Source organism: Ralstonia sp. A12, from assembly GCF_000801955.1.
GTDB lineage: Bacteria > Pseudomonadota > Gammaproteobacteria > Burkholderiales > Burkholderiaceae > Ralstonia.
In genome coordinates this window covers 1-20,979 of record NZ_JSZO01000024.1, presented here as the reverse complement: position 1 = coordinate 20,979, position 20,979 = coordinate 1, and the positions used below count along the sequence as shown (strand labels likewise).

The following is a 20,979-nucleotide window of genomic DNA, read 5'->3' as shown; positions in this document are numbered from 1 at the left end:
CGGTGGTGCGGATTGCTCCAAAAAGCTGCGACACTGTAGAGCCTGGGTTTTGCGAATTAAAGCGAAATATTTAGAATGGATATGTTCGCTTTTATGAAACAAGATCACCATGCCCCAGCCATCGATCAAGCAACTCGAAGCCTTTTGGTGGGCCGCGACTTGCGCCAATTTCGCCACCGCGGCCGAGCGTGTGCACCTGTCGGTGTCATCGCTGTCCAAGCGGATTGCTGAACTGGAAGCCGCGCTGGGCCAGTCGCTGTTCGACCGCAGTGGGCACCGTGCTGCGCTCACCGAGGCGGGCGAGCGCCTGCTGCCTGCTGCACTCGGCGTGCTCAACGCCATGGCGGCGCTGGGCCAGACGCTGGACGCGCGGGCCGAGCTCACGGGGCACTGTCGCTTTGGGGTGGGCGATCTTTCCGCGTTGACCTGGTTGCCCGCCTTCGTGGCGGCGGCACGGCAGGCACACCCGCAACTGGGGCTGGAGCCCTACGTGGATGTGGGCGGCGTGCTGGAGCGCCGTCTGGCCGATGGCGAGCTGGACTTTGCCGTGATTGCGGGCCGATCCTCGCGCAGTGAACTGCTGTCGCAGCCCGTGGGGGCCGCGCACTTTGCCTGGGCCGCAGCCCCCAATCTGCCGGGCGTGGGCCGCCAGAGCGCGGCAACGCTTCTGCAACGCCACCCGCTTGTCACGCTGCCTGCCGGGGCGGGGACCACGCGGTTGCTGGACGATTGGCTGCTGGCCAACCGTGCCATGGTGCAAGAGCGCATCGTATGCAATAGCTGGGGTGCAGTGGCGGGCATGCTGCGGCAGGGTGTGGGCGTGGGTTTTCTGCCCGCGTATTGGGTGGGAGCGCTGAACCTGCGCAACGTGGGTGCTCGGACGCCGCTGGCGCCGCTGCACTACGCTTTCCAGTGGCGGCGTGGTGATGCGCGGGCGCTGATCGCGGCCATGCAGCCGTTGGCGCAGGCGCAGGTGGATTTTTCCGTGTCTCCCGCATTTGCGGGGGGCGCGTAGCAGTGCGGGCCGGCTACCGGCCCGCCTGTAGATTAGCTGCGATCGTACGAGAACTGGATGCCTGCGGTGCCGCCGGTCTGGATAAAGAGGTCGATGAAAGCCGGGACGGTTTCACTGCGGGACCAGTCACGCTGCAACTCGCAGAACAACTGCGCCACGCTGATCATCTTGCCGCCCGCCTGCTCGATACGGCGCAGCGCAGCCTCGTGCGCTGCCACCGAAGTGCCGCCTACGGCGTCAACCACAACGTAGACTTCATAGCCTTCCTTGAGGGCGTCCAGTGCCGGGAACGTCAGACAGGCTTCCGTCCACAGGGCCGTCATGATCAGTTTCCTGCGCCCCGTTGCCTTGACTGCCTCGCGGAACTCCACGTCTTCCCACGAGTTGATCGAGGTGCGGTCGTAGGTGGGGAAATCGCCCAACACTTTCCGTAGTTGCGGAATTGGCGGTTTGTTCAAACCGGTCTTCACATTGACCGTGGAGTGCACGATCGGGAGCTTGTAGGCAACCGCGGCACGCGACGTGCCTACGATGTTATTGATCAGCAACTGACGATCCATGGAGGCGATAGAGTTCACCTGGACCGGTTGGTAGTCGATGATCACGAAGGCCGCGTTCTGCGGAGTCAACAAGTGGTCGTTTGCGGGATCGCGAATGGGTTCGCTAGCCATGATCATCTCCGGAGCAAGGGGGGATGCTACTGCTCAGCGTTTCAGGACTGACGGCCCACCGTCATGCCGAGGAAGGATTTCACGCTCGCCGCAGAAGCTTGAAGGCATCATAGGTCTGAAAAAACGACCCCAGTAGTGCCGTAACATGCCGTCTGTGTTCTATGAAAGGAACAATCGTGGACGACCTGAATGACCTCTATTACTTCGTCAAAGTGGTGGAGCACGGCGGGTTTACGCGAGCAGGCCTCGCGCTTGGCATGCCGAAGTCCAAGCTCAGCCGGCGCATTGCGGCACTGGAAGCGCAGTACGGGGTGCGGCTGCTGCAGCGCTCAACGAGGCACTTCTCGGTCACCGAAACCGGGCGCGAGTTCTATGAGCGCTGCCTGGGGGTTCTGGTGGAAGCGGATGCGGCGCGCGAGATCATGGAACGCGAGCGCTCCGAGCCGCAAGGCATCGTGCGCATGAGTTGCCCGACGGCATTGCTGGAGTACCGCATCGCCGGATTGGTGGCGCAGTTCATGGTTGAGTACCCGAGGGTGCAGGTGCATCTTGAGGCGACCAATCGTCGTGTCGACGTCCTGGGAGAACGCCTGGACCTCGCGCTACGCGTGCGTTTCCCTCCTCTGGACGACAGCGATTTGGTGATGCGGGTGCTGTCTGACAGCCTGCAGAGGCTGGTTGCTTGCCCCGCGTTTCTGGAGGGGCGCGAGTTGCCGAAGCATCCAGAGGATCTCGCTGGTATGCCGACCTTGGATTGGGGGCCGCCTCGCGACCACGTTTGGCACTTGGTCGGGCCGCAGGGGATGGAAGCGCAGGTGCGGCATCAACCGCGGTACGTCACGGATGACATGACCGCGTTGCGGCGTGCCGCGCAGCAGGGGGTGGGTATCGTTCAATTGCCATGCATGGTCGTCGAAGCGGATCTGCGCAACGGAACGCTCGTTGACGTCCTGCCCGGCTGGGCCCCGAAAGGGGGCATCATTCACGCGGTCTTTCCGTCTCGCAGAGGCTTGGTGCCGAAGGTGCGTCTGCTGATCGACTATCTCGCCGCGCATATTCAGAGGGAGTAGTCCGCGTGTCATGTGGGGAAGCCATCCATCGGTCGCGCATCTCGGGGAGCCGCTGAAGGCTTCGCCCAATGGTTCATGAGTCACGTCATCTCGCCCGATGAGCGTTCGATGCCTCAATTGATCGATGGCGTGCGCTTCACCGGCGCCGCATGAGTGATCGGCTGCCTGGGCGGCTTGTCGGTGAGTGCTGTTGCAAGGTGGCTGAAGCCTACTTATGCATGATTGGGTTCAAAATCCCGCGTGAGGGATTCACGCGTGAACTGGTCGATGTAATCCATCATCGCATCGGCGGCCGCACCCGCTTCCACTTCATTGCCATCCGCGATTGCATTGGCAACGCGCGCGTGAAGTTGGCTGACCATCTGCAGGTCATTCAGGCGCTCGTGTTGGAGGTAGTAGAAGCGCCGCGATAGCGCATGCAGGGGCGCAATGGCTTCAGCCGCAAATGTATTGCGCGCCAGCTTTGCCATGAGCTGGTTTGCCAAATACAAGCTCCTGAGATAGGCGAGCACGTCCTTCGATTTGCCGGCGGCGGTGAGCTTGGTCGCAGCTTCACGCATCTGCTTGCGCTCTGCAGGTAGCGCGCGCCTGGCGGCACGCTGCACGATCAATCGCTCCAGCTCCCGGCGCGTTTCCAGAACCATGAGCTGCTCATGGATATCAGGCTTCGCGATCATGATGCCGTGCCGCGGCACGATCTCCACCAGATGTGCAGCTTCAAGCCGTTGCGCGGCCTCTCGCACGGGCGTCCGGCCGGTGTTCAACATTTCTGCCAGCGAGACTTCCGACCAGACACTGCCTGGAGCAAGCTCCAGTGTCACGATCAGTTCTTCCAGTTGTTGGTGCGCTTGCTCAGCAAGCGTCCCGGGCGTGCGACCGGTCTTGGGCATAAGAAAGCTCAAAAGTACATTAGTGACATGTTAGCTGTGCCGCGTTGGCTCTGTCCATCGATGTTGCTCCACAAGGCGCTGATGCTTGCCTGGCGGGCGATTTCGCATGCGCCACCATCTTTGGCCTCCTTCATATGCGGTCCCTTCTAACGCGCATCAGGCTGCTCGCCTGCCTCGGGTAAACCCACCGTGGCATCGTCGGATGCGCGTTGCTATAGTGCTGACATGTCACAGATATTCTAAAAAAATCCCAAAAGGGATCGCCAACGCGCACGCAGGAGACATGCAGTGAACATGAAAGTCAGTTACCGCTGGATCGTTGCGACGACTTTGTTCGTCGCCTACAGCATCCAATTTCTGGATCGGGTCAAAACCAACCTGCTGAACCCCTTCATTGCCGCAGACATTGGATTGAGCGCGGCCGATATCGGTACCGGCACGTTCTTGATGCTCATCTTCTATGGGCCGGCGCAGTACATCTCTGGGGTGCTGACGGACCGGTTCGGCGCGAAGAAGATCCTGATCTTTTCGGTCATCTCGTGGTCGGTGATGACGGCATGGATGGGGCTGATCCATGACCGGAATGAGTACTTCTTGCGGATGGCGATCTTCGGCGTGCTGGTCGGCACGGAGTATGTGCCGTCTGCCCGCATTCTGATGCGTTGGTTCAACAAGGATGGCCGGGCCAGGGCGCAGGCACTGCTGTCGTGGGCGTGGATCCTGACGCCAGCCTGGGCTGCCATTTTTGCCACGCAGTTGGCCGTGCACACCGGTAGTTGGCGTCTGGTGTTCTTCATTACCGGCGCGCTGGGCGTGGTGCCTCTGCTCCTGATTGCCGCTTTGGTCTTTGATCGCCCTGAACAGTATTCGCGCATCACCCCCGAAGAGCTGCAGTACAGCTACAAGGATGAGATCGAAGCCGGCATCCTGAAGGGCGACAATTTTCACGACGTGCAGCGCCAGATTCTGAAGGTCAGAAACTTCTCGTTCCTGGATCTCTTCAAGAGCCGCGCCTATATCGCCGTCGTTGTCGTCGACGTGGTGATGCAGGTGACGTACTGGGGGGCATCGATCTGGATTCCCCTATACCTGGCAGACAAGTTCGGTTTCAAGCTGCTATCGATGGGCTACTGGAGCGCGCTGTACTTTGCTGCGGGCGCCATTGGCAGCTTCGTGTCGTCCTATCTGTCCGACAAGGTGTTTCGTGGCAATCGCCGCATCATGATCGGCGCGTGCTTTGCCGGCTTGGCGCCCTTCGTGCTGGCCATGGCAACACTGCAGACCGACAACCCGACCGCGCTCGCCATCGTGCTGTGCGGCATGGGTTTCTTCGCCAACATGGCTTGGGGGCCGTTCCTCACCGTACCGGCAGAGATCTTCACGCCCGAGGTCTACGGCAAGGCGATGGGCTTTGTGAACGGCGTGGGCTACGTCGTGGCCGCGTTCAGCGCAAAGATCTTCGCGGGGCTCATTGTCGTCACCAGCGCCGGCAAGGACTACTCGCAAGGTTGGATCTTCCTGACGGCATGCATTCTGGTCGGCATTGCGGCGTCGTGGTTCATTCGTGTCGAGCCATCTCGGGGAGCGCCCGCCGATGCCGCCAACTCTGGCGATCCGGTCGCAATCCAGTAATTCAGTCATTCGTGCAGGAGAGATACATGCTGCTGACGCAACGGGATGGGAATGTCGCCATCCTCACCATCGATCGCCCGCAACGCCGGAACGCTCTGGGTTCCGAACTGATTGCGCAGATGGGACAAGCTTTTTATGAACTGGACAACGATCCCGGCGTGCACGCCATCGTGCTGACCGGCACGGACCCGGGATTCTGTGCGGGAAGCGATCTGAAGGAGCTGGGGAACATGTCGCTCGCAGAGATGCGGGGGCATGAGTCGATGACGGCAGCGCTCGCCCGTGCCATCTCCATGTTGAGCACGCCGGTGGTGTGCGCGGTCTCCGGTTTCAGCTTAGGGGGCGGGTTCGCCCTGGCGGCGGCATGCGATCTGGTGGTCACGACGACGACGTGCCGCTGGCACATGCCGGAAGTGAAGATCGGCTGGATTCCCCCCTGGGGTCTGCAGTTCCTGCTGGGTCGGTGCACACCGGCAACCGCGCGACGTCTTGCCTGGGGCGCAGAGGAGATCAACGGCATCGAAGCCATGCGCCTTGGGCTCGCAGATTACGTGGTGGCCGATGGCGAGGCGCTGGCCAAGGCGGTGAACGTCGCGCACACCTTGGCGCAGTATCCGGTGCCTGCTGTTGCCGCAACCAAGCGCTACTTCCGAGACAGCTTTGCCGTGGACGGAGAGCTGCGCGATGCCGAGGCCAATCTGCTGTTTGCAGAGAACTGCAGTCACCCGGTGGCCAAGGCAACCCTCGCAAAATTTGGAGTCAAAGCATGAGCAAGATCTGTTCGGCTGAAGAGGCCGTCTCGCTGATCCGTGATGGCAGCAGCGTCGCAAGTGTGGGTGTCATTGGCTGGATCACCCCGGACAGCGTACTGAAGGCGCTGCGCAATCGCTTTGACACGAGCGGCTCGCCTTCCAATCTGTCGTTCTATTTCCCGTGCGGCACGGGGGATGCGATGGGGATCCGCGGGATGGATTGGGTGGCGGCGCCGGGGTTGATGAAACGCATCGTTTCTGGCTCCTACGTCAACCCGGTCGACCCCAAGACCGGCCGCCGGCCGGAGTTGATGCGGCTGATCCAGGAAAACGCGATCGAAGCCTATAGCTGGCCGATCGGCGCCAGCATGCACTGGCTGCGGGAAGTGGCCCGCAAAGGGCCTGGCTACCTGACACGCATTGGTCTGGGTACGTATGCCGATCCGCGTCAGCATGGCGGCAAGCTGACCAATCGCTGCTCGGAAGACCTTATCAAGCTGGTCGAGTTCGAGGGCGAGGAATATCTGTTCTATCCGACGCGCAAGCTCGACGTGGGCATCATCCGCGCCACCAGTGCGGATGAGTTCGGCAACCTCTCGTTCGAAGGCGAGGCGCTGATGTCTTCCTCGCTGGCGATCGCGTTGGCGGTCAAGGCATGCGGCGGAAGGGTGATTGCACAGGTGCAGCGCACGACAGAGCGTCGGACGCGCGCCGTGCAGGAGGTCAAGATTCCGGGGGTCCTGGTTGACCACGTGGTGGTCGACCCCCAGCAGATGATGGTGACGGATACGTCGTTTGACGTCGCCTATCTCGGCGGCCAGGTGCCCGATTACGGCCGGCTCCAACCGCTGCCGATGGCACCTGACAAGGTCGTGGCACGGCGCGCGGCGCGCGAGGTGCCGCGAAAAACCGTCAGCATCTTCGGCTTTGGCGCGTCATCGGATGCTCCGCTCACCATGTGGGAGGACGGCTTGTTTGACGATGGCCGGATTGACGACTACTGGATGACGACCGAGCACGGGACCTTCGGTGGCCTGGTCATGAGCGGCTGGCAGTTCTCGGCCAACCTGCATCCGGAAGCGCTGCTGGACGGCTTGGCCCAGTTCGACTTCATTAACGGGGGCAACTGCAAATTTGCCGCGCTCGCGTTCGCGCAGTTCGACGCGCAGGGCAATGTGAACGTCAGCCGGTTCGGCAGCTTCAACCCCGGAGCTGGCGGCTTCATCGACATTGCCTACAACGCACAGGATCTGATCTTTACCGGTACGTTCACCACGGGTGGGCTGGTGACCGATATCTCGTCCGAGGGACTGCGTATCGTGAAGGAAGGGCGTGTGCGCAAGTTCGTGCCCCAGGCCGAGCAGATCACGTATCCCGTGATGAAGAACGTGCGGGAGCGCGGGCAGACCGCGAAGATCATCACCGAACGCGCCGTGTTCGAAGTCCACGCGCATGGGCTGGTTCTGACGGAAGTCGCAAAGGGCATCGATGTGCGCAAAGACGTGCTCGAGCAAATGGAGTTCCAGCCCAAGCGGATCGCCGACGTGTTGAAAACCATGGATGCGGACCTGTTTGCCGCGTAACAGCATGGATGGGAGCCACCGGGCTTGGGCGGGCTAGCCCTTGCGGCGGCCGGTGGCCCAGTCCGTGCATTTCAAGGGATCTGCTCATGGCAAGCACACATGTTCTGGCCGCCCTGGATCGGCGGCCGGCCCACGTCCTGGATACAGATGTTCTCGTCGCAGGTGGCGGTGCCTCGGGTTTGGCGGCGGCAGTCACGGCCGCGCGACAGGGCTGCCGCGTCGTGTTGATCGAACGTTACGGCTTTTGCGGGGGCGGCGCGGTGGCAGGGCTGTCCGGCACCATCTGCGGCTTGTACGAAGCCAGCGAAGGCAACGCGGCGCCACGCCAGCTCGTGCACGGATTCGTCGATGAATTCATCGCGCAGATGGAACAGCGCGACGGGTTGAGTGAACCGCTCAAATACGGAAAAACCTACACGCGTGTGCATGAGCCGCTCGCATGGCGGGAGACTGCCGACGCGCTGCTGTCCGGTGCCGGCGTGACCACCATCTACCACGCGGTGGCGACGGAAGTGCTGCTCGATGGTGACCGCGTGGCGGGCGCTCAGGTATACACGAAGGAGGGCAAGCTGCAAATCCGGGCCGCTGTCACGATTGATGCCACGGGCGATGCCGATCTGGTTTCCATGGCCGGGTTGCCAACATTCATGGGAGACGGCGGGCGCGTGCAGAACCCAACCATGATCTTCCGGCTGATGGGCGTCGATATGGAGCGATTCATTGCCGCTTACGGTCGAGACACCATCATGCCGCTAGAAGTCTCGGCAAAGATTGCGCAGGCCAACATCCGGGGCTACCGGCTTCCGCGCGCCAAGATCTGGTTGTTTCCCACCACGCGGCCTGGTGAACTGCTTTGCAACTGCACGCGTGTGACAGGGGCGGACGGGCGGGAACTCAACGCAGTGCTGTACCGGGACTTTTCAGAAGCGGAATTCGAAGGGCGCTTGCAGGCACGCGAGTACGCGCGATTCTTCCGCGAGTATCTGGCGGGCTGCGAGGCAAGCTGGGTGAATGACACGGCGGTGCAGGTTGGGGTGCGGCAGACGCGACAGGCGCGCGGTGCAAAGACCCTGCGCAACGCCGACATTCTGGCGGGCGCAAAGTTTGCCGACGGCATTGCGCGATCGCCTTGGCCCATTGAACTGCATACGGGCGATCGTCCGCGCGTTGAATGGCTGCTCAACGATTACTACGAGGTGCCCTTTGGCTGCTTCGTGCCGAGTCAGGGCGAGTCGTTGCTGGTGGCGGGGCGGTGCCTGTCGGCGGAGCATGAAGCGGTTGCCTCTGCGCGCGTGACAGCGCAGTGCTTTTCCTACGGACACGCAATCGGGCACGCCGCCGCACTTGCCGCGAACGAGCGCATCAGTGTCCGTGCGATTGCGGGGCAGGATGTGCGGCAACTCCTGAATCGCGACGGCGCGAGACTTTGACCCCTCACCAACAGACGGTACTACTGAGAAGTAGAGAATCCGGCGCGGTTTTCACGAGGTGAGCCTGCGTCGCTCCGTGCCGACAGCAGGTGCTCGACCATCACGCCCATAGCAAGGGCGGCCTGCAGTTCACAGTTATTTTTTTGAAAGCGCGCTGCTCGCGTAGCCTGAATCATTGGCTACGCGAGCAGCATCCTTGGACAGGGCTTTCAAGTGAACTTGCAAATACTGATGATCGGCAAAGACCGCGTCGAGGGGGAATGGTGTCTGCGGTTGCTGCGGGAGGCAGGGCACACCGTCCATTGGGTCACGAACCTGGCTCAGGTACAGGCGATCATGAGTGTGCTCTCGCCGGACTTGCTGCTGATGGAGTGGACGTTACCGAACAGTGCGGCGACCGAGATGGTGTTGGCCCTGCGCGCCAGCAGGAACATGCATGGTCTGCCGATCATCGCGTTGTCGCTTGATGACGATGCGTACGCCAAGATCGCAGCGCTTGACGCCGGTGCTGACGATTGCATGGTGATACCGTGCCACGCTGGTGAACTGCACGCGCGCATTCGCGCCGTGCTGCGTCGCCGCTCACCGCCGCAGGACGGCGAGGTGGTGCGGCTCAATGGCCTGCTTCTCGATCCCCTCGTGCTGGGTGTGACGGCGCAAACCGATAGCGGACCGCGTGCGGTCCCCCTCAGTCCGCTGGAATTCCGCCTGCTGCATTTCTTTGTAGTGCACCCCCAGCAGACCCATTCACGCATGCAACTGCTTGACCACGTGTGGGGTAACAGGCACGCCTACGTTGGCGTGCGGACGGTGGACGTGTGTGTACACAAATTACGCTTGGCGCTAACCGGTACGCCGTGCGACGGAAAACTCCAGACCGTGCGCGGTCGCGGCTACTGCTTGGTGGTTGGCGCAGGCGGCATGTAGAAGGTGTGGCGCGCGCAGATTCGTTTGCGAGATCAATAGATACAGTTAGAAACAGTGTTCCCTGCAGATTGCCTTATCTTTCTGCCGTCGAGGTTCCACACGCTCCGCTCTTCCCCGGAACCTTGACACCCCCTGTTGCGCCAGGCGGTCACCCGTCCGTCTGGCGCTTTTTTTTGCAGCAGTCCGATTGACGATGTTGGCGAAGACCCGCTCCAGCGGCGCCGGCCTGAAGGGTTGCTTTGACGTCCGAGGCTGGAGTCTGGCGATCTTCGAGCCGGATCATTCGCCCTTGCCTTTGCTCTCGTTGATGCATCGAAGCGCTTGCTTGGCTCGCTTCTGCGCGGACTTGGTTCATGTCGCACATCGCACGGCCGCGTCATGGCGATACAGGCTGCGTGTCGTCCTCATCACGATGCCGGCACTGTCTCGCGTAACGATTGTTTTTTGAAACACCAATCTACTGTCCGATAACCTGCCATGGGTCGCTATCCACCAGATGATCTGGGGCAGGGGCATCCTGTTGTTTCCGATGAATACAAAAAAAGCGAACTAGGGGTGGAGCATGCGGATCGTTTCTCACATTGCTGCCGGGGGCGATATCAGCCCGATCAGTCGGGAGAATCTTGTGGTGGATCAAGTCGGTGTCGCAAAGGCGGGGGCAGGCATGGTGTTGACACCTGAAATGATGCTGATCAAGCAGGATCTTGAGCAGGCGATTCACGAGGACCAACTATCGCTGATGTTCCAGCCCAAGCTGAGGCTCGTCGACGGAACGGTCGAGGGCTTTGAGGTGCTGACGCGATGGAATCATCCGGAGCGTGGAGACATCTCGCCAACAGTCTTTGTTCAGGTTGCGGAGGCAACGGAGCTGATCCACCCATTCACGATGTGGGTCATCAAGGCGGCGCTCTCCCAACTGCGGGTATGGCATGAAAATGGGTTCTGCACGTCGTTGTCCATCAATGTCAGCGTCCGCAATTTCGCCGCGCCGAATTTCGTAAATGACGTCAAGGCGCTTCTGGATGCGTTCGAAATCCCTCCAGATTCCATTGAGTTGGAGATCACGGAGAGCGCGCTCATACAAGACTCGGCAGTCGTGCTCAAGCGATTGCTTCTGCTTCGGGAGATTGGGGTCAAGCTGTCTATCGATGACTTTGGGGCGGGCTATGCCTCGCTCGCCTATCTGAAGATGCTGCCGGTCGACGTGCTCAAGATCGACCGATCATTCATCGCGGCATTGGATAGCAGCAAGGCGGATCAACGCATCGTGGCGTGGACCATCCGGCTTGCACACGACTTCGGCATGCAGGTGGTGGCGGAAGGTGTGGAAACCAAAGCGGTGGTGGACGTGTTGCAGAAAATGGGATGCGACATGGCACAGGGCTACTTCATTGGTCGCCCCATGCGCGCTGATGACGTTTGCGCATGGTGGGCGGCAAATGCATTGCATCAAGTGAGGGCCGTGCCTTCAGCCTTGTCGCGTTGACTGACGAAAATGGGAGGCACGCATGCATGTCGACGGCTATGACAAGCTGCAGCCAGCGCTGCTCGGCGGTCACATCGATGCCTGCAGCGCATTCCTTGCGTCGCGCCACGATGCGGACAAAGGTAGTGCGGAGTATTGGTACTGGCTGGCACAGATGTACTACCGGTCAAACCGGCTTCTGAAAGCGCTGGATATCTGCTTCATGCTGACACGCGAAGCAGGCACCTTTGGCATGCACTTTCATTGCCTCGCGGATATCTGTGCGCACCTCGGTGCAAAAGAAGTTGGCCTTGCGGCAATCGACGCGCTGGCATCCAAGACGGAGCTTCCCGGCGAATCGTCCCACTACGTGCGATTGTGCGGCTACCACTATCTTGGCGAGGATGATCGTGGGCTGAGCGTGCAGCGTGACGCCACCGTTTCGGCATCGTGCATGAGCGAACAGATTCGCGCGCGCAGCATCATGCGTAGCCACGGTATTGCCGCTGGCATCCACGCCTTCCACAAGAGCTATTGCAGCCCGCAAGCCGTTGCCGAGCTATGGCCAACGCAGGATGTGGAGCACTACTGGTCCGGGCAGCGAGCGCTGCCAAAGCGCTTGACCATCAAGGCGTTCTCCTGCGGATTTGGTGATTTCATCCAGTGGATTCGGTATGCGCGCGCCTTGCAAGCACTTGGCGTGGAGATCGACTGGGACGTTCAATTCGATGGACTGTTGGGCGGCTACTGGATCAATGAACACGACCACCAGCTAGCACAGCAGCTGAGGTCCGCCGACTTTGTGGGCGGGCGCAATGATGCGCATATGTGGACGACGCCATTCGCGCTGTTTGCGTCGCTTTTTCCCGTGCTTGGCTACGGATCTACCGACCGCTACATCGAGCCGTATGGCGACCCGCAAGTTGCGCAGGTACTGAGTGAAATACGCAAGCGAGCACAAGGAAGAAGGTGCGTTGGTATTTTCTGGTCGTCCTGCGAATCCAACGATCTGTATGCGCGCAAGAGCCTGGTCCATGAACATCTTGACCCGCTATGGACCGCTTCAGACGACATCCATTGGGTTGTCATGCAGCGCGGCTACGAGCGGGTGCGCTGGGCCGAAGGCCTGTACTCGAATGACCCTCGGCACTGCACAGTCCTGCCGCTGCAAACCAGCCTTGCGCAAGTCATTGGGGTCATCGATCAGTTGGATGGCTTCGTCGGCAACGATGGGGTACTCACCCATGCAGCCGGTGCGCTGAACAAGCCTGGCTGCTTGCTGCTCAATGCACGATGCGCTGATTGGCGCTACGAACAAGGTGCGGATACGACGCCTTGGTATCCATCGCTGAACGTACTCAGGCCCGACGCCATGGGCGACTGGGACACGCTGATACCCAAGTTGGTCGCGGGCATCAGCAGCCTGAGTGCCCCATAAGCGGACGCTGTTCGATGTATGCGGCATGAAGATGCGCTTACGTTGGTAGGCGATCGCAATTGGATTTGAAGAAGGGTGTCTTATGTTTTCAGAACAGCGCGCAATCTCGTTCATTCTTGCGGCAACCAATCACGGCACGTTGATCGTCAATCGCAATGACTATGCGATGGTTGATGGGCGGCCCGCTTATGGTGTGGGCTTGAACCTACTGGAAACGGCCTCGTTTGATGGCTCGGAGGTCGAGTTCCTGCTGTCGCTCTTGCGTGTGCAACGACAACGGCTGGGGGACGGCGTCGTGTTTCTGGACTGCGGTGCCAATATCGGCGTGTTCTCGGTGGAGGCCGGCCGCCTGATGACGCAATGGGGCACCGTGCACGCGTTCGAGCCGCAGGACTTCATTTTCTATGCGCTGGCCGGCAACGTTGCCCTCAACAATCTGTTCAATGTGCACGCGCATCATGTTGCGCTAGGTGCGGTCAACGAGATCATCACCATACCGCACGTGAACTACGGCAAGCCTGGCTCTTACGGCAGCCTTGAGATCAGGAAGCCCGACACCCCGGTGCTATCGGTTGGACAACGGCTCGACTACACGCCGGAAAATGGGCGTCAAGTCCGTCAGATCGCACTTGATGCGCTGCACCTGCAACGCGTCGATCTGCTGAAGATCGATGTGGAGTCGATGGAACTCGATGTGCTGATGGGCGCGCGTTCGATCATCGAGGCCTGCGAGCCGCTGATCTGGGTGGAAATTCTCAAGACCGACAAACAGCGCATCAAGAATTTCTTGGGACAGTGGGATTACCGCTTTTTCGAAGTGGGGCAGAACATGCTTGCGGTTCCGGGCAGCGACCCTGAACTGCTCAAGCGCTTCTGGGTGGATGAGCGGAACGTTCTCTTCGTCAAGGCATGACGGAAGATCGATCTGTTCTGCTCGAAGACAACGCAGAAGAATCAAGACCTGATCGACGGTGAAGTGATCAGGTTCTCACTAGGCCGCTACATAGTTCGGCTCAAAGTCCCGTGTCAGGGATTCGCGCGTGAACTTGTCGATGTAATCCATCATTGCGTCGGCCGCCTGACCCGCCTCCATTTCATCGCCACCAGCAATTGCACTGATGATGCGTGCATGGAGTTGGCTCGCCGTCTGCAAGTCATTCAAGCGCTCATGCTGCGTGTAATAGAAACGTCGGGATAGCGCGTGCAGCGGCGCAATGGCTTCAGCGGCAAATGTGTTGCGCGCCAATCGCGCCATCAACTGGTTTGCCGTGTACACGGTACGCAGATAGGCGAGCACATTTTTGGACTTGCCCGCGGCGATCAACTTCTTGGCGGCTTCCCGCATCTGCTCGCGTTCGCTGGGCAGTGCGCGCCGGGCAGCGCGTTGCGCTATCAGCCGCTCCAACTCGCGGCGTGTTTCCAGAACAAGCAATTGTTCCTGGATATCCGGCTTGGTGATCATGATCCCGTGCCGCGGGACGATGGTCACCAAATGGGCGGCTTCCAATCTCTGAGCCGCCTCCCGCACAGGGGTCCGGCCCGTGTTCAATTTTTCCGCCAGTGACACTTCGGACCAGACGCTGCCAGGTGCGAGCTCCAGCGTGACGATCAGTTCTTCCAACTGCTGGTGTGCTTGCTCGGCAAGCGTGTCTGGCATGTGGCCAAGTTTTGACATACGCAAAATTAGAGAAATATTGCTGCCATATTAGTGTTGGGCCACTGATCTGTCCAATCCGCGCCGTTTCTATCTGACACGGTCGACAAGGTCGTGCCTGGCCGTCAAAGCGATCTGACGATCCAGAAGGCCTATCTGAGCGCTTCATGGCGCACTAAATGCCGCGCCATTCGGCGTCGCAAGCTTCTCACGAGCTGTCGGGAGCACCTGTCAATGCAATCTGTGCCAAGGGCTAAACAAAACTTGGCGGCATTGGAATTTTTCTGATAGTGTACTGACATGTTACAACTGTTCCAGAAAGATACTTGTAAGAGTGAAAAGATGTGAGGGGTGTGCCATGCATAGGAAGTACAGCTACCGCCGTATCCCCGCGACAGCGCAGTTCGTCGCCGGCAGCATCCAGTATTGGGATCGGGTGACGGTTGCGCGTGGTCGGCGGCGACAAAGATTTGCGCAGGAAAGCTCTCGTGGCACGACTCAGTGTCGCGACTAGTATGGAAACGGCAAATGCGATTCACTCGGGGCGCGCCATGACCTTGCAACAACTGCATGTTTTCTTGAACGTGGTGACACAAGGAAGTATTCATGGCGCAGCGCGCGCGCTTGGTGTGACACAGCCCGCGATCACCGCAAGCATGCGCGAGCTGGAAAAGACAGTAGGCGTGCCGCTACTGCTGCGATCGGTCAAAGGCGTGAAGCTGACGTCTTATGGGGCGGTGTTCTACCGTCGCGCAAAATCCATCGCGGCTGACATGAAGCGAGCCGAGGACGAGCTGCTGGAAATGCGCGGTGAGCAGGCGGGAAGTGTCGTAGTGGGCCTGTCCGAACTGGCAGAGTGTTGCTTGTTGCCGAAGGTGTTCAGTGAGTTTCGGAGAGAAGGGCGCGATACGTTGCTGTCCTTCTATCAAAGTAGCTTTTCCTCTGCGTTGGGCCGACTGTTCGAAAACGCGATTGACTTCGCGATTGTCAATGGGCTCCGGGATATGAAGTTCCCGGATTTCGTGGTGCCAAGGCGGTTGTTCTCGATGCCGGTGGTTGCGGTTGCCAGGCCATCACACCCCAAGATTCACGCGCAGCGTATCGATGCGGTGACCGACCAAGAATGGTTGCTGCCATGCGAGGTGGGCGACGACGTCGACCGAGCGTTCACGCAATACTTCGAGTCCACTGGATTGCAGGTACCTAAGGTCTCTCGTTGCCAGACGATCTCAGCGGCGATTCTCTTGCTGCAGGAGGCGGACTTGATTGCTCCTGTTCAGTACCCGACCTTCAAAATGAAGATGGAGAGCCACGGTCTTGAGGCGATGCCGATGCAGATAGAAGGCATCACCATGTCTGCCTATCTGCTAACGCGGCGTGATCACCATTTGTCGGATGACGCCGAGGCGCTTCTGGAAATGTTCGAAGAGGCTGCCAGAGAAGTTCCATTCGTTGAGCGCGACGCTCTGACTTCCTGACCTCGTCTCAAGCGCTAGACGGAGGCGGGATAGTGGACCCGGGCACGGTTGACCAACAAGTATTTTGAGATGCGCTAGCGCCGGAGCTTTCACGCACATGGGCACGGTTTTGCCACCGAGTGGGTACGGAGGCACGTGTTAGTGCGAGCGGCTCTGCAAGATAAACCGCTGGCAAAGCGTTGGTTAGCCGAGGTGATTATGTCAATAATAATATTTATCTATATGGATAAAAATATCTTATCTTGTGGCGGCGGGGCTGTATTGGTAGATTTTTTCCATCAGGATCCCTTGCAATTGTAGCCAATGATTCGAGTTTCAAAATTAAATGATCGTGTCTACATCGATAGTTGTAGTTTCCGCTGATTGATTGGGGGTGGCTAATCGAAAGTGGAAGTTATCGATGACAATGTCATTCTTTTTTGAAATGTGAATAGCATTTCAAAGATACGGTAAGAAATGCGGTTGGTGCCTGGTTTGGCGTTGAAGAGCGCCCGTGATGAGGCGCAAAGATGGTTCTGAGGGTGTGCAGTTTTTAATTGATGCGGGGGTTGAAGTGGGTATGAAGATCGCTTTGGTGGAGGATGACGGGGACCAAGCCGAGTTGGTGCGCCAGATTATCCAATCCACTTCAAATGAGTGCGAGTGTTTCCCCAACGGCGTGTCGCTCATTCGCGCGCTGAGGGATCGGTCCTTCGATATGTTCATCCTGGACAAGAACTTGCCGGATCTGAGCGGCGATGAGCTCGTGGTGTGGATCCGGCGGACCGTCGGGCTGAATACGCCGGTGATGTTTCTCACCTCGTGCCAGTTCGAGGAAAGCCTGGTGGGTGCACTGAATGCGGGTGCGGACGACTACGTCTCGAAGCCGATTCGACCTGCCGAGCTGGCAGCCAGGGTTGGGGCGCTGCTCCGGCGTTCCTACCCGTCCGGCCACGTGGGTGATACCGCGATTCAGCTGGGGCTGTACAGCCTGGATTCCGTGACCAAGACGGCGAGGTTGCGCGGTGTTGACGTCGGCCTGGCGCCGAAGGAATTCGATGTCGCGTTGTACCTCTTCGGAAACGTTGGGCGGCTGGTGCCGAGGGACGTTATCGAGAAGGCGGTCTGGGGGCGCGTCATTGGCCCCGACTCAAGGACGCTGGACACGCATGTCTCGCGCGTGCGGACCAAGATGGCCATCAAGCCGGAACACGGGTTCAGGTTGATGAACGTGTATTCGCACGGGTTCCGTCTTACGCAGGTGAGTGCGGAGGATGAGGTGAGTGCGGAGGATGAGTAGGTGAGCGGCGGTCTTTAAGTGAGGGGGGGCGCTTGGACATGCCGTGAGGGCGGGTGGTCATGCTCATTCGTCGGCCAGTTGGCGCGTGACCTGGGCAATCAGCTGTTCCGCCCCGAGCCGGAGGTCCAACGCAATGTCGGCGCCGCGCTGATTGACGACACGCACCAGGTACCTCGCGCGATCGCCATCCTGCAGGCCTGCGACATGCGCGGCTTCGCACAGGCGCAGCCAACTACCGCGGTGCACGGAGCAGGCAGCTTTGCGCTCAACCAGGAGACGGTTGAGAGCGAGCTGAATGTCCACACGCGAAACCATGACAGAAACCTCTCGATTGAAGATCTTTAAACAGGAACGTCATTCGCCAAGCCAGATGCCGATTCGTGCACCAAGGCCGGCCAGCGAGATGGCGGCTCCAAAGATCAGCATGAACCGTAGAACCTCTTTGGAAACGACGCCCGGGTAATGCCGGTTGATCAGCACAGAAGCGGTAATGGCTAAAAGGCCGCCGAGCATCAGTACGAGAGAGAGCGGGATTTTTCCCAAGGCGCTGGTCCGTGTTTCACGAAGTCGTGGCGGATAGTAGGTTGGCAAACAGGCCCGGAAAAAAATGACTGTGACGGCGCGACCCACCTGATTGGGTGATCAAGCAGGTGGAAATGGTGTGCGCCTTCGCGGGGGGGGGGGAGGGTGTTGCTCCTAAAGAACTGGATCCGTTCGGAGTACAGGTCTTTTGGAGGGCAGTGAAGGCCGGCACCGGTTGTTTTGTCAAAACGATGCCGTGCAGTAGTGGCGGTTGGTTGGACTGCAGAGCAAGTTTTGGTTGAGCTGTTGCCCTCTGCGCACGCTGAGCGTTGCCTTACAAAAAAAGGCAGACACAGTTGTTTTGCGTAGTTCCGCGGTGGGCAGCCGTTGGATCAATCAATGTTTTATGGCGTGCCTGCGCCAGATATGGGAGGACGCAACCAGCCTGACATACCTCCAGTTGCAACCGGGCTCCTGCTCTTGCTCAGAGGCAGTGAGATTCCGACACACGAGTTTTTATTCCCCCGGCCACGCCGGGGCACGATGGTCGACAGATAGGGCTCGACAACTCTCCTTAGACATCGTGTCCGACGTGCAAAACGCGGGCGGGTGGCGTTCTCGCCCCCGCAACCATCGCATGCCTTTGATTGCAGTACTCGCCCTGGTGAACCTCATCACCTGGACACGTGTGCTGCACGCATTGCATGCCTTGCTTTTCTGATCAACCTGCTCGCGCCAAGAAAAAGAGGGATCAACATGAACAAGATTTACAAGAGCATCTGGAATGAGGCGCTGGGCGCTTGGGTGGCTGTTTCGGAAGTGCAGTCTGCCCGGGGGAAGCGCAGCAAGGGCGGGCTAGCCAAAGGCGCTGCGGCGGTGCTGATTGGCTTGGCGTCAGGCGCAGCGCATGCGAACCTATTTGGCGGTAGTGGTTCTGGAGGTTCTGGATGCAGCGGTACCGGTGCAGGACCGGACGGCAACACCTACAGCTTCGTCAACTATACCGATGGCAGTAACGGGTACTCCACGGTTCTCGGCTGCGGGGCAAACGGCGGCGGCTATAACGGTGTCACCGTCTATGGTTTCAATGCGACGGCGACTGGGGCCGGGGCCACTGCATCTGGGTATGTGGCAAAGGCTGGAACTGGGGCTTCTGCTTTTGGCATGAACGCAGTGGCAACTGGTAACAACAGTGTTGCGGTTGGTATCAACGCGTCGGCATCGGGCATAGGAGGCGTTGCAATTGGCTCTGGTGCGAACGCGAACAGCACTCAAAATTCCACTGCAGTTGGGGTGGGTGCGACGGCAACCGGCATCAACGGCACGGCGCTGGGATGGACCTCCAAGGCGTTAGGCTCGGATAGCGTTGCACTCGGGGAAGCTGCATCGGTATCGGCGGCGGGTTCGAGTAGCATTGCAATTGGGTTGAGTGCCTCGGCAACGGTCGCGAACAGCGTTGCACTGGGAAGCAACGCAGTAACGGCGGCGGCAGTGGCCACAGCCAGTGCGACGGTGGGAGGGCAAACGTATAGCGGATTTGCCGGTGCTACCCCAACCGGTGTGGTCAGCGTTGGGGCTGTAAACAGCGAGCGCCAGATCAGCAATGTTGCCGCGGGTCGAGTTTCCGCGACCAGTACGGACGCCATCAACGGCAGTCAGCTCTACATTGGTCTGAGCACGACGAACAGCTCGATCACTTCGTTGTCGACGTCGGCGTCGACTGGGATCAGCACGGCGCAAAGTGGTGTGACCTCGCTGTCCACTGCGCTGAGCACAACGAATAGCAACGTCGCGTCGTTGAGCACGGGCCTGAGCACGACCAACAGCACGGTGACATCGCTGTCGACGTCAGCATCGACGGGGATCAGCACCGCGCAAAGCGGCGTGAATTCGCTGTCCACGGGCCTGAGTACGACGAATAGCAACGTCGCGTCACTTTCCACCGGCCTGAGCACCACCAATAGCACGGTGACGTCGCTGTCGACCTCGGCGTCGACGGGGATCAGTACGGCGCAGAGTGGGGTGACCTCGCTGTCCACCGCGCTGAGCACGACGAACAGCAACGTCGCGTCGTTGTCGACTGGTTTGAGCACGACTAACAGCACGGTGACGTCACTGTCCACGTCGGCCTCGACGGGGATCAGTACGGCGCAAAGCGGTGTGAACTCGCTGTCCACTGGTCTGAGCACGACGAACAGCAACGTTGCGTCGTTGTCGACCGGCCTCAGCACCACCAATAGCACGGTGACGTCGCTGTCGACGTCGGCGTCGACGGGGATCAGTACGGCGCAGAGCGGTGTGAACTCGCTGTCCACTGGTCTGAGCACGACGAACAGCAATGTCGCGTCGTTGTCGACTGGCCTGAGCACCACCAATAGCACGGTGACGTCGCTGTCGACTTCGGCATCGACCGGGATCAGCACGGCACAGAGCGGTGTGAGCTCATTGTCTACGGGCTTGAGCACAACCAACAGCACGGTGGCCTCGCTGTCGACCTCGGCTTCGACGGGGATCAGTACAGCACAGAGCGGGGTGAATTCGCTGAGCACTGGTCTGAGTACGACCAATAGCAATGTTGCCTCGCTGTCCACGGACCTGAGCACGACCAACAGCGCGCTGACGTCACTGTCGACGTCGGCGTCGACGGGGATCAGCACCGCGCAAAGTGGGGTGAACTCGCTGTCTACCGGCCTGAGCACGACCAATAGCAACGTTGCGTCGCTGTCGACGGGTCTGAGTACGACGAGCAGCAATGTCGCGTCGCTGAGCACGGGCCTGAGCACCACCAACAGCACGTTGACGTCGTTGTCGACCTCCGCATCGACCGGGATCAGCACGGCGCAAAGCGGCGTGAACTCGCTGTCGACGGGCCTGAGCACGACGAACAGCAACGTCGCGTCGTTGAGCACGGGCCTGAGCACGACCAACAGCACGGTGACATCGCTGTCGACGTCAGCATCGACGGGGATCAGCACCGCGCAAAGTGGGGTGAACTCGCTGTCGACCGGACTGAGCACCACCAATAGTACGGTGACGTCGCTGTCGACCTCGGCGTCGACCGGGATCAGCACGGCACAGAGTGGGGTGAACTCGTTGTCCACTGGTCTGAGCACGACGAACAGCAATGTCGCGTCGCTGTCGACCGGCCTGAGCACGACCAACAGTACGGTGAC

Annotated in this window: 18 protein-coding genes; 13 read left to right on the top strand and 5 right to left on the bottom strand. The window is 59.8% G+C overall.

What is annotated here, in order from left to right; translation table 11 throughout:
• The first annotated feature begins 109 nt into the window (after positions 1 to 109).
• Entirely contained in the window at positions 110 to 1,015 is a 906-nt protein-coding gene (locus tag PI87_RS21575; protein ID WP_039599776.1) for a LysR family transcriptional regulator, read from the top strand.
• A 32-nt stretch (positions 1,016 to 1,047) separates the two neighbouring features.
• Here PI87_RS21575 and PI87_RS21570 read toward each other — a convergent pair whose 3' ends face one another.
• Positions 1,048 to 1,686, bottom strand: a complete 639-nt coding sequence (locus PI87_RS21570) for a hydrolase (RefSeq protein ID WP_039599818.1) — start codon at positions 1,684 to 1,686, stop codon at positions 1,048 to 1,050.
• Between the two features lie 176 nt (positions 1,687 to 1,862).
• On the opposite strand from PI87_RS21570, the gene PI87_RS21565 reads away from it, so the two are divergent.
• Positions 1,863 to 2,756 (top strand): LysR substrate-binding domain-containing protein, encoded by an 894-nt coding sequence (locus tag PI87_RS21565; protein ID WP_039599775.1) that lies wholly within the window; start codon positions 1,863 to 1,865, stop codon positions 2,754 to 2,756.
• Positions 2,757 to 2,968: 212 nt separating this feature from the next.
• On the opposite strand, the gene PI87_RS21560 is transcribed toward PI87_RS21565, so the two are convergent.
• The gene (locus PI87_RS21560) at positions 2,969 to 3,646 is read right to left on the bottom strand and encodes a GntR family transcriptional regulator (RefSeq protein ID WP_039599774.1); all 678 of its coding nucleotides are present in this window, start codon (positions 3,644 to 3,646) and stop codon (positions 2,969 to 2,971) included.
• Between the two features lie 294 nt (positions 3,647 to 3,940).
• On the opposite strand from PI87_RS21560, the gene PI87_RS21555 reads away from it, so the two are divergent.
• The 8 genes from PI87_RS21555 (at position 3,941) to PI87_RS21520 (ending at position 13,786) form a co-directional block, all read left to right on the top strand.
• Positions 3,941 to 5,278: an MFS transporter gene (locus tag PI87_RS21555; RefSeq protein WP_039599773.1), complete on the top strand. Its 1,338-nt coding sequence runs from the start codon at positions 3,941 to 3,943 to the stop codon at positions 5,276 to 5,278.
• 26 nt (positions 5,279 to 5,304) lie between these two features.
• On the top strand, positions 5,305 to 6,048 hold the full coding sequence (locus PI87_RS21550) for an enoyl-CoA hydratase/isomerase family protein (protein ID WP_039599772.1): 744 nt from the start codon (positions 5,305 to 5,307) through the stop codon (positions 6,046 to 6,048).
• Positions 6,045 to 7,613: an acyl CoA:acetate/3-ketoacid CoA transferase gene (locus tag PI87_RS21545; protein WP_039599771.1), complete on the top strand. Its 1,569-nt coding sequence runs from the start codon at positions 6,045 to 6,047 to the stop codon at positions 7,611 to 7,613. The genes PI87_RS21550 and PI87_RS21545 overlap by 4 nt, the downstream gene beginning before the upstream one ends.
• Positions 7,614 to 7,699: 86 nt before the next feature.
• The gene (locus tag PI87_RS21540) at positions 7,700 to 9,043 is read left to right on the top strand and encodes an FAD-dependent oxidoreductase (protein ID WP_052321670.1); all 1,344 of its coding nucleotides are present in this window, start codon (positions 7,700 to 7,702) and stop codon (positions 9,041 to 9,043) included.
• 213 nt (positions 9,044 to 9,256) lie between these two features.
• Positions 9,257 to 9,970 carry a winged helix-turn-helix domain-containing protein gene (locus tag PI87_RS21535; RefSeq protein ID WP_084210049.1) on the top strand — a complete coding sequence of 238 codons (714 nt, stop codon included), beginning with the start codon at positions 9,257 to 9,259 and terminating at the stop codon, positions 9,968 to 9,970.
• Between the two features lie 562 nt (positions 9,971 to 10,532).
• Positions 10,533 to 11,456 carry a putative bifunctional diguanylate cyclase/phosphodiesterase gene (locus PI87_RS21530; protein ID WP_052321668.1) on the top strand — a complete coding sequence of 308 codons (924 nt, stop codon included), beginning with the start codon at positions 10,533 to 10,535 and terminating at the stop codon, positions 11,454 to 11,456.
• A gap of 22 nt (positions 11,457 to 11,478) precedes the next feature.
• On the top strand, positions 11,479 to 12,873 hold the full coding sequence (locus tag PI87_RS21525; RefSeq protein ID WP_039599770.1) for a glycosyltransferase family 9 protein: 1,395 nt from the start codon (positions 11,479 to 11,481) through the stop codon (positions 12,871 to 12,873).
• Between the two features lie 139 nt (positions 12,874 to 13,012).
• The gene (locus PI87_RS21520) at positions 13,013 to 13,786 is read left to right on the top strand and encodes an FkbM family methyltransferase (RefSeq protein ID WP_198139599.1); all 774 of its coding nucleotides are present in this window, start codon (positions 13,013 to 13,015) and stop codon (positions 13,784 to 13,786) included.
• A 78-nt stretch (positions 13,787 to 13,864) separates the two neighbouring features.
• Here PI87_RS21520 and PI87_RS21515 read toward each other — a convergent pair whose 3' ends face one another.
• Positions 13,865 to 14,530: a GntR family transcriptional regulator gene (locus PI87_RS21515; RefSeq protein ID WP_232314054.1), complete on the bottom strand. Its 666-nt coding sequence runs from the start codon at positions 14,528 to 14,530 to the stop codon at positions 13,865 to 13,867.
• Positions 14,531 to 15,078: 548 nt separating this feature from the next.
• Between PI87_RS21515 and PI87_RS28195 the strand changes: the two genes are divergently transcribed.
• Both PI87_RS28195 and PI87_RS21505 read left to right on the top strand, forming a co-directional pair.
• Positions 15,079 to 16,005 (top strand): LysR family transcriptional regulator, encoded by a 927-nt coding sequence (locus PI87_RS28195; protein ID WP_198139598.1) that lies wholly within the window; start codon positions 15,079 to 15,081, stop codon positions 16,003 to 16,005.
• A 553-nt stretch (positions 16,006 to 16,558) separates the two neighbouring features.
• On the top strand, positions 16,559 to 17,284 hold the full coding sequence (locus tag PI87_RS21505; RefSeq protein ID WP_039599811.1) for a response regulator transcription factor: 726 nt from the start codon (positions 16,559 to 16,561) through the stop codon (positions 17,282 to 17,284).
• A gap of 63 nt (positions 17,285 to 17,347) precedes the next feature.
• Here the strand turns inward: PI87_RS21505 and PI87_RS21500 are convergent, their stop codons facing one another.
• Positions 17,348 to 17,599 carry a DUF7696 family protein gene (locus PI87_RS21500; RefSeq protein ID WP_039599769.1) on the bottom strand — a complete coding sequence of 84 codons (252 nt, stop codon included), beginning with the start codon at positions 17,597 to 17,599 and terminating at the stop codon, positions 17,348 to 17,350.
• A 39-nt stretch (positions 17,600 to 17,638) separates the two neighbouring features.
• Positions 17,639 to 17,827 carry a hypothetical protein gene (locus PI87_RS29170; protein WP_157003193.1) on the bottom strand — a complete coding sequence of 63 codons (189 nt, stop codon included), beginning with the start codon at positions 17,825 to 17,827 and terminating at the stop codon, positions 17,639 to 17,641.
• 735 nt (positions 17,828 to 18,562) lie between these two features.
• On the opposite strand from PI87_RS29170, the gene PI87_RS29165 reads away from it, so the two are divergent.
• A partial coding sequence (locus PI87_RS29165; RefSeq protein WP_269746656.1) for an ESPR-type extended signal peptide-containing protein occupies positions 18,563 to 20,979 on the top strand: 2,417 nt, incomplete at its 3' end.

Coding starts and splice junctions, on each gene's coding strand:
- PI87_RS21575 (WP_039599776.1), top strand. CDS start 110: ATGCCCCAGCCATCGATCAAGCAACTCGAAGCCTTTTGGTGGGCCGCG.
- PI87_RS21500 (WP_039599769.1), bottom strand. CDS start 17,599: ATGGTTTCGCGTGTGGACATTCAGCTCGCTCTCAACCGTCTCCTGGTT.
- PI87_RS21560 (WP_039599774.1), bottom strand. CDS start 3,646: ATGCCCAAGACCGGTCGCACGCCCGGGACGCTTGCTGAGCAAGCGCAC.
- PI87_RS21525 (WP_039599770.1), top strand. CDS start 11,479: ATGCATGTCGACGGCTATGACAAGCTGCAGCCAGCGCTGCTCGGCGGT.
- PI87_RS21540 (WP_052321670.1), top strand. CDS start 7,700: ATGGCAAGCACACATGTTCTGGCCGCCCTGGATCGGCGGCCGGCCCAC.
- PI87_RS21550 (WP_039599772.1), top strand. CDS start 5,305: ATGCTGCTGACGCAACGGGATGGGAATGTCGCCATCCTCACCATCGAT.
- PI87_RS21545 (WP_039599771.1), top strand. CDS start 6,045: ATGAGCAAGATCTGTTCGGCTGAAGAGGCCGTCTCGCTGATCCGTGAT.
- PI87_RS28195 (WP_198139598.1), top strand. CDS start 15,079: ATGACCTTGCAACAACTGCATGTTTTCTTGAACGTGGTGACACAAGGA.
- PI87_RS21570 (WP_039599818.1), bottom strand. CDS start 1,686: ATGGCTAGCGAACCCATTCGCGATCCCGCAAACGACCACTTGTTGACT.
- PI87_RS21555 (WP_039599773.1), top strand. CDS start 3,941: ATGAAAGTCAGTTACCGCTGGATCGTTGCGACGACTTTGTTCGTCGCC.
- PI87_RS21515 (WP_232314054.1), bottom strand. CDS start 14,530: ATGCCAGACACGCTTGCCGAGCAAGCACACCAGCAGTTGGAAGAACTG.
- PI87_RS21530 (WP_052321668.1), top strand. CDS start 10,533: ATGCGGATCGTTTCTCACATTGCTGCCGGGGGCGATATCAGCCCGATC.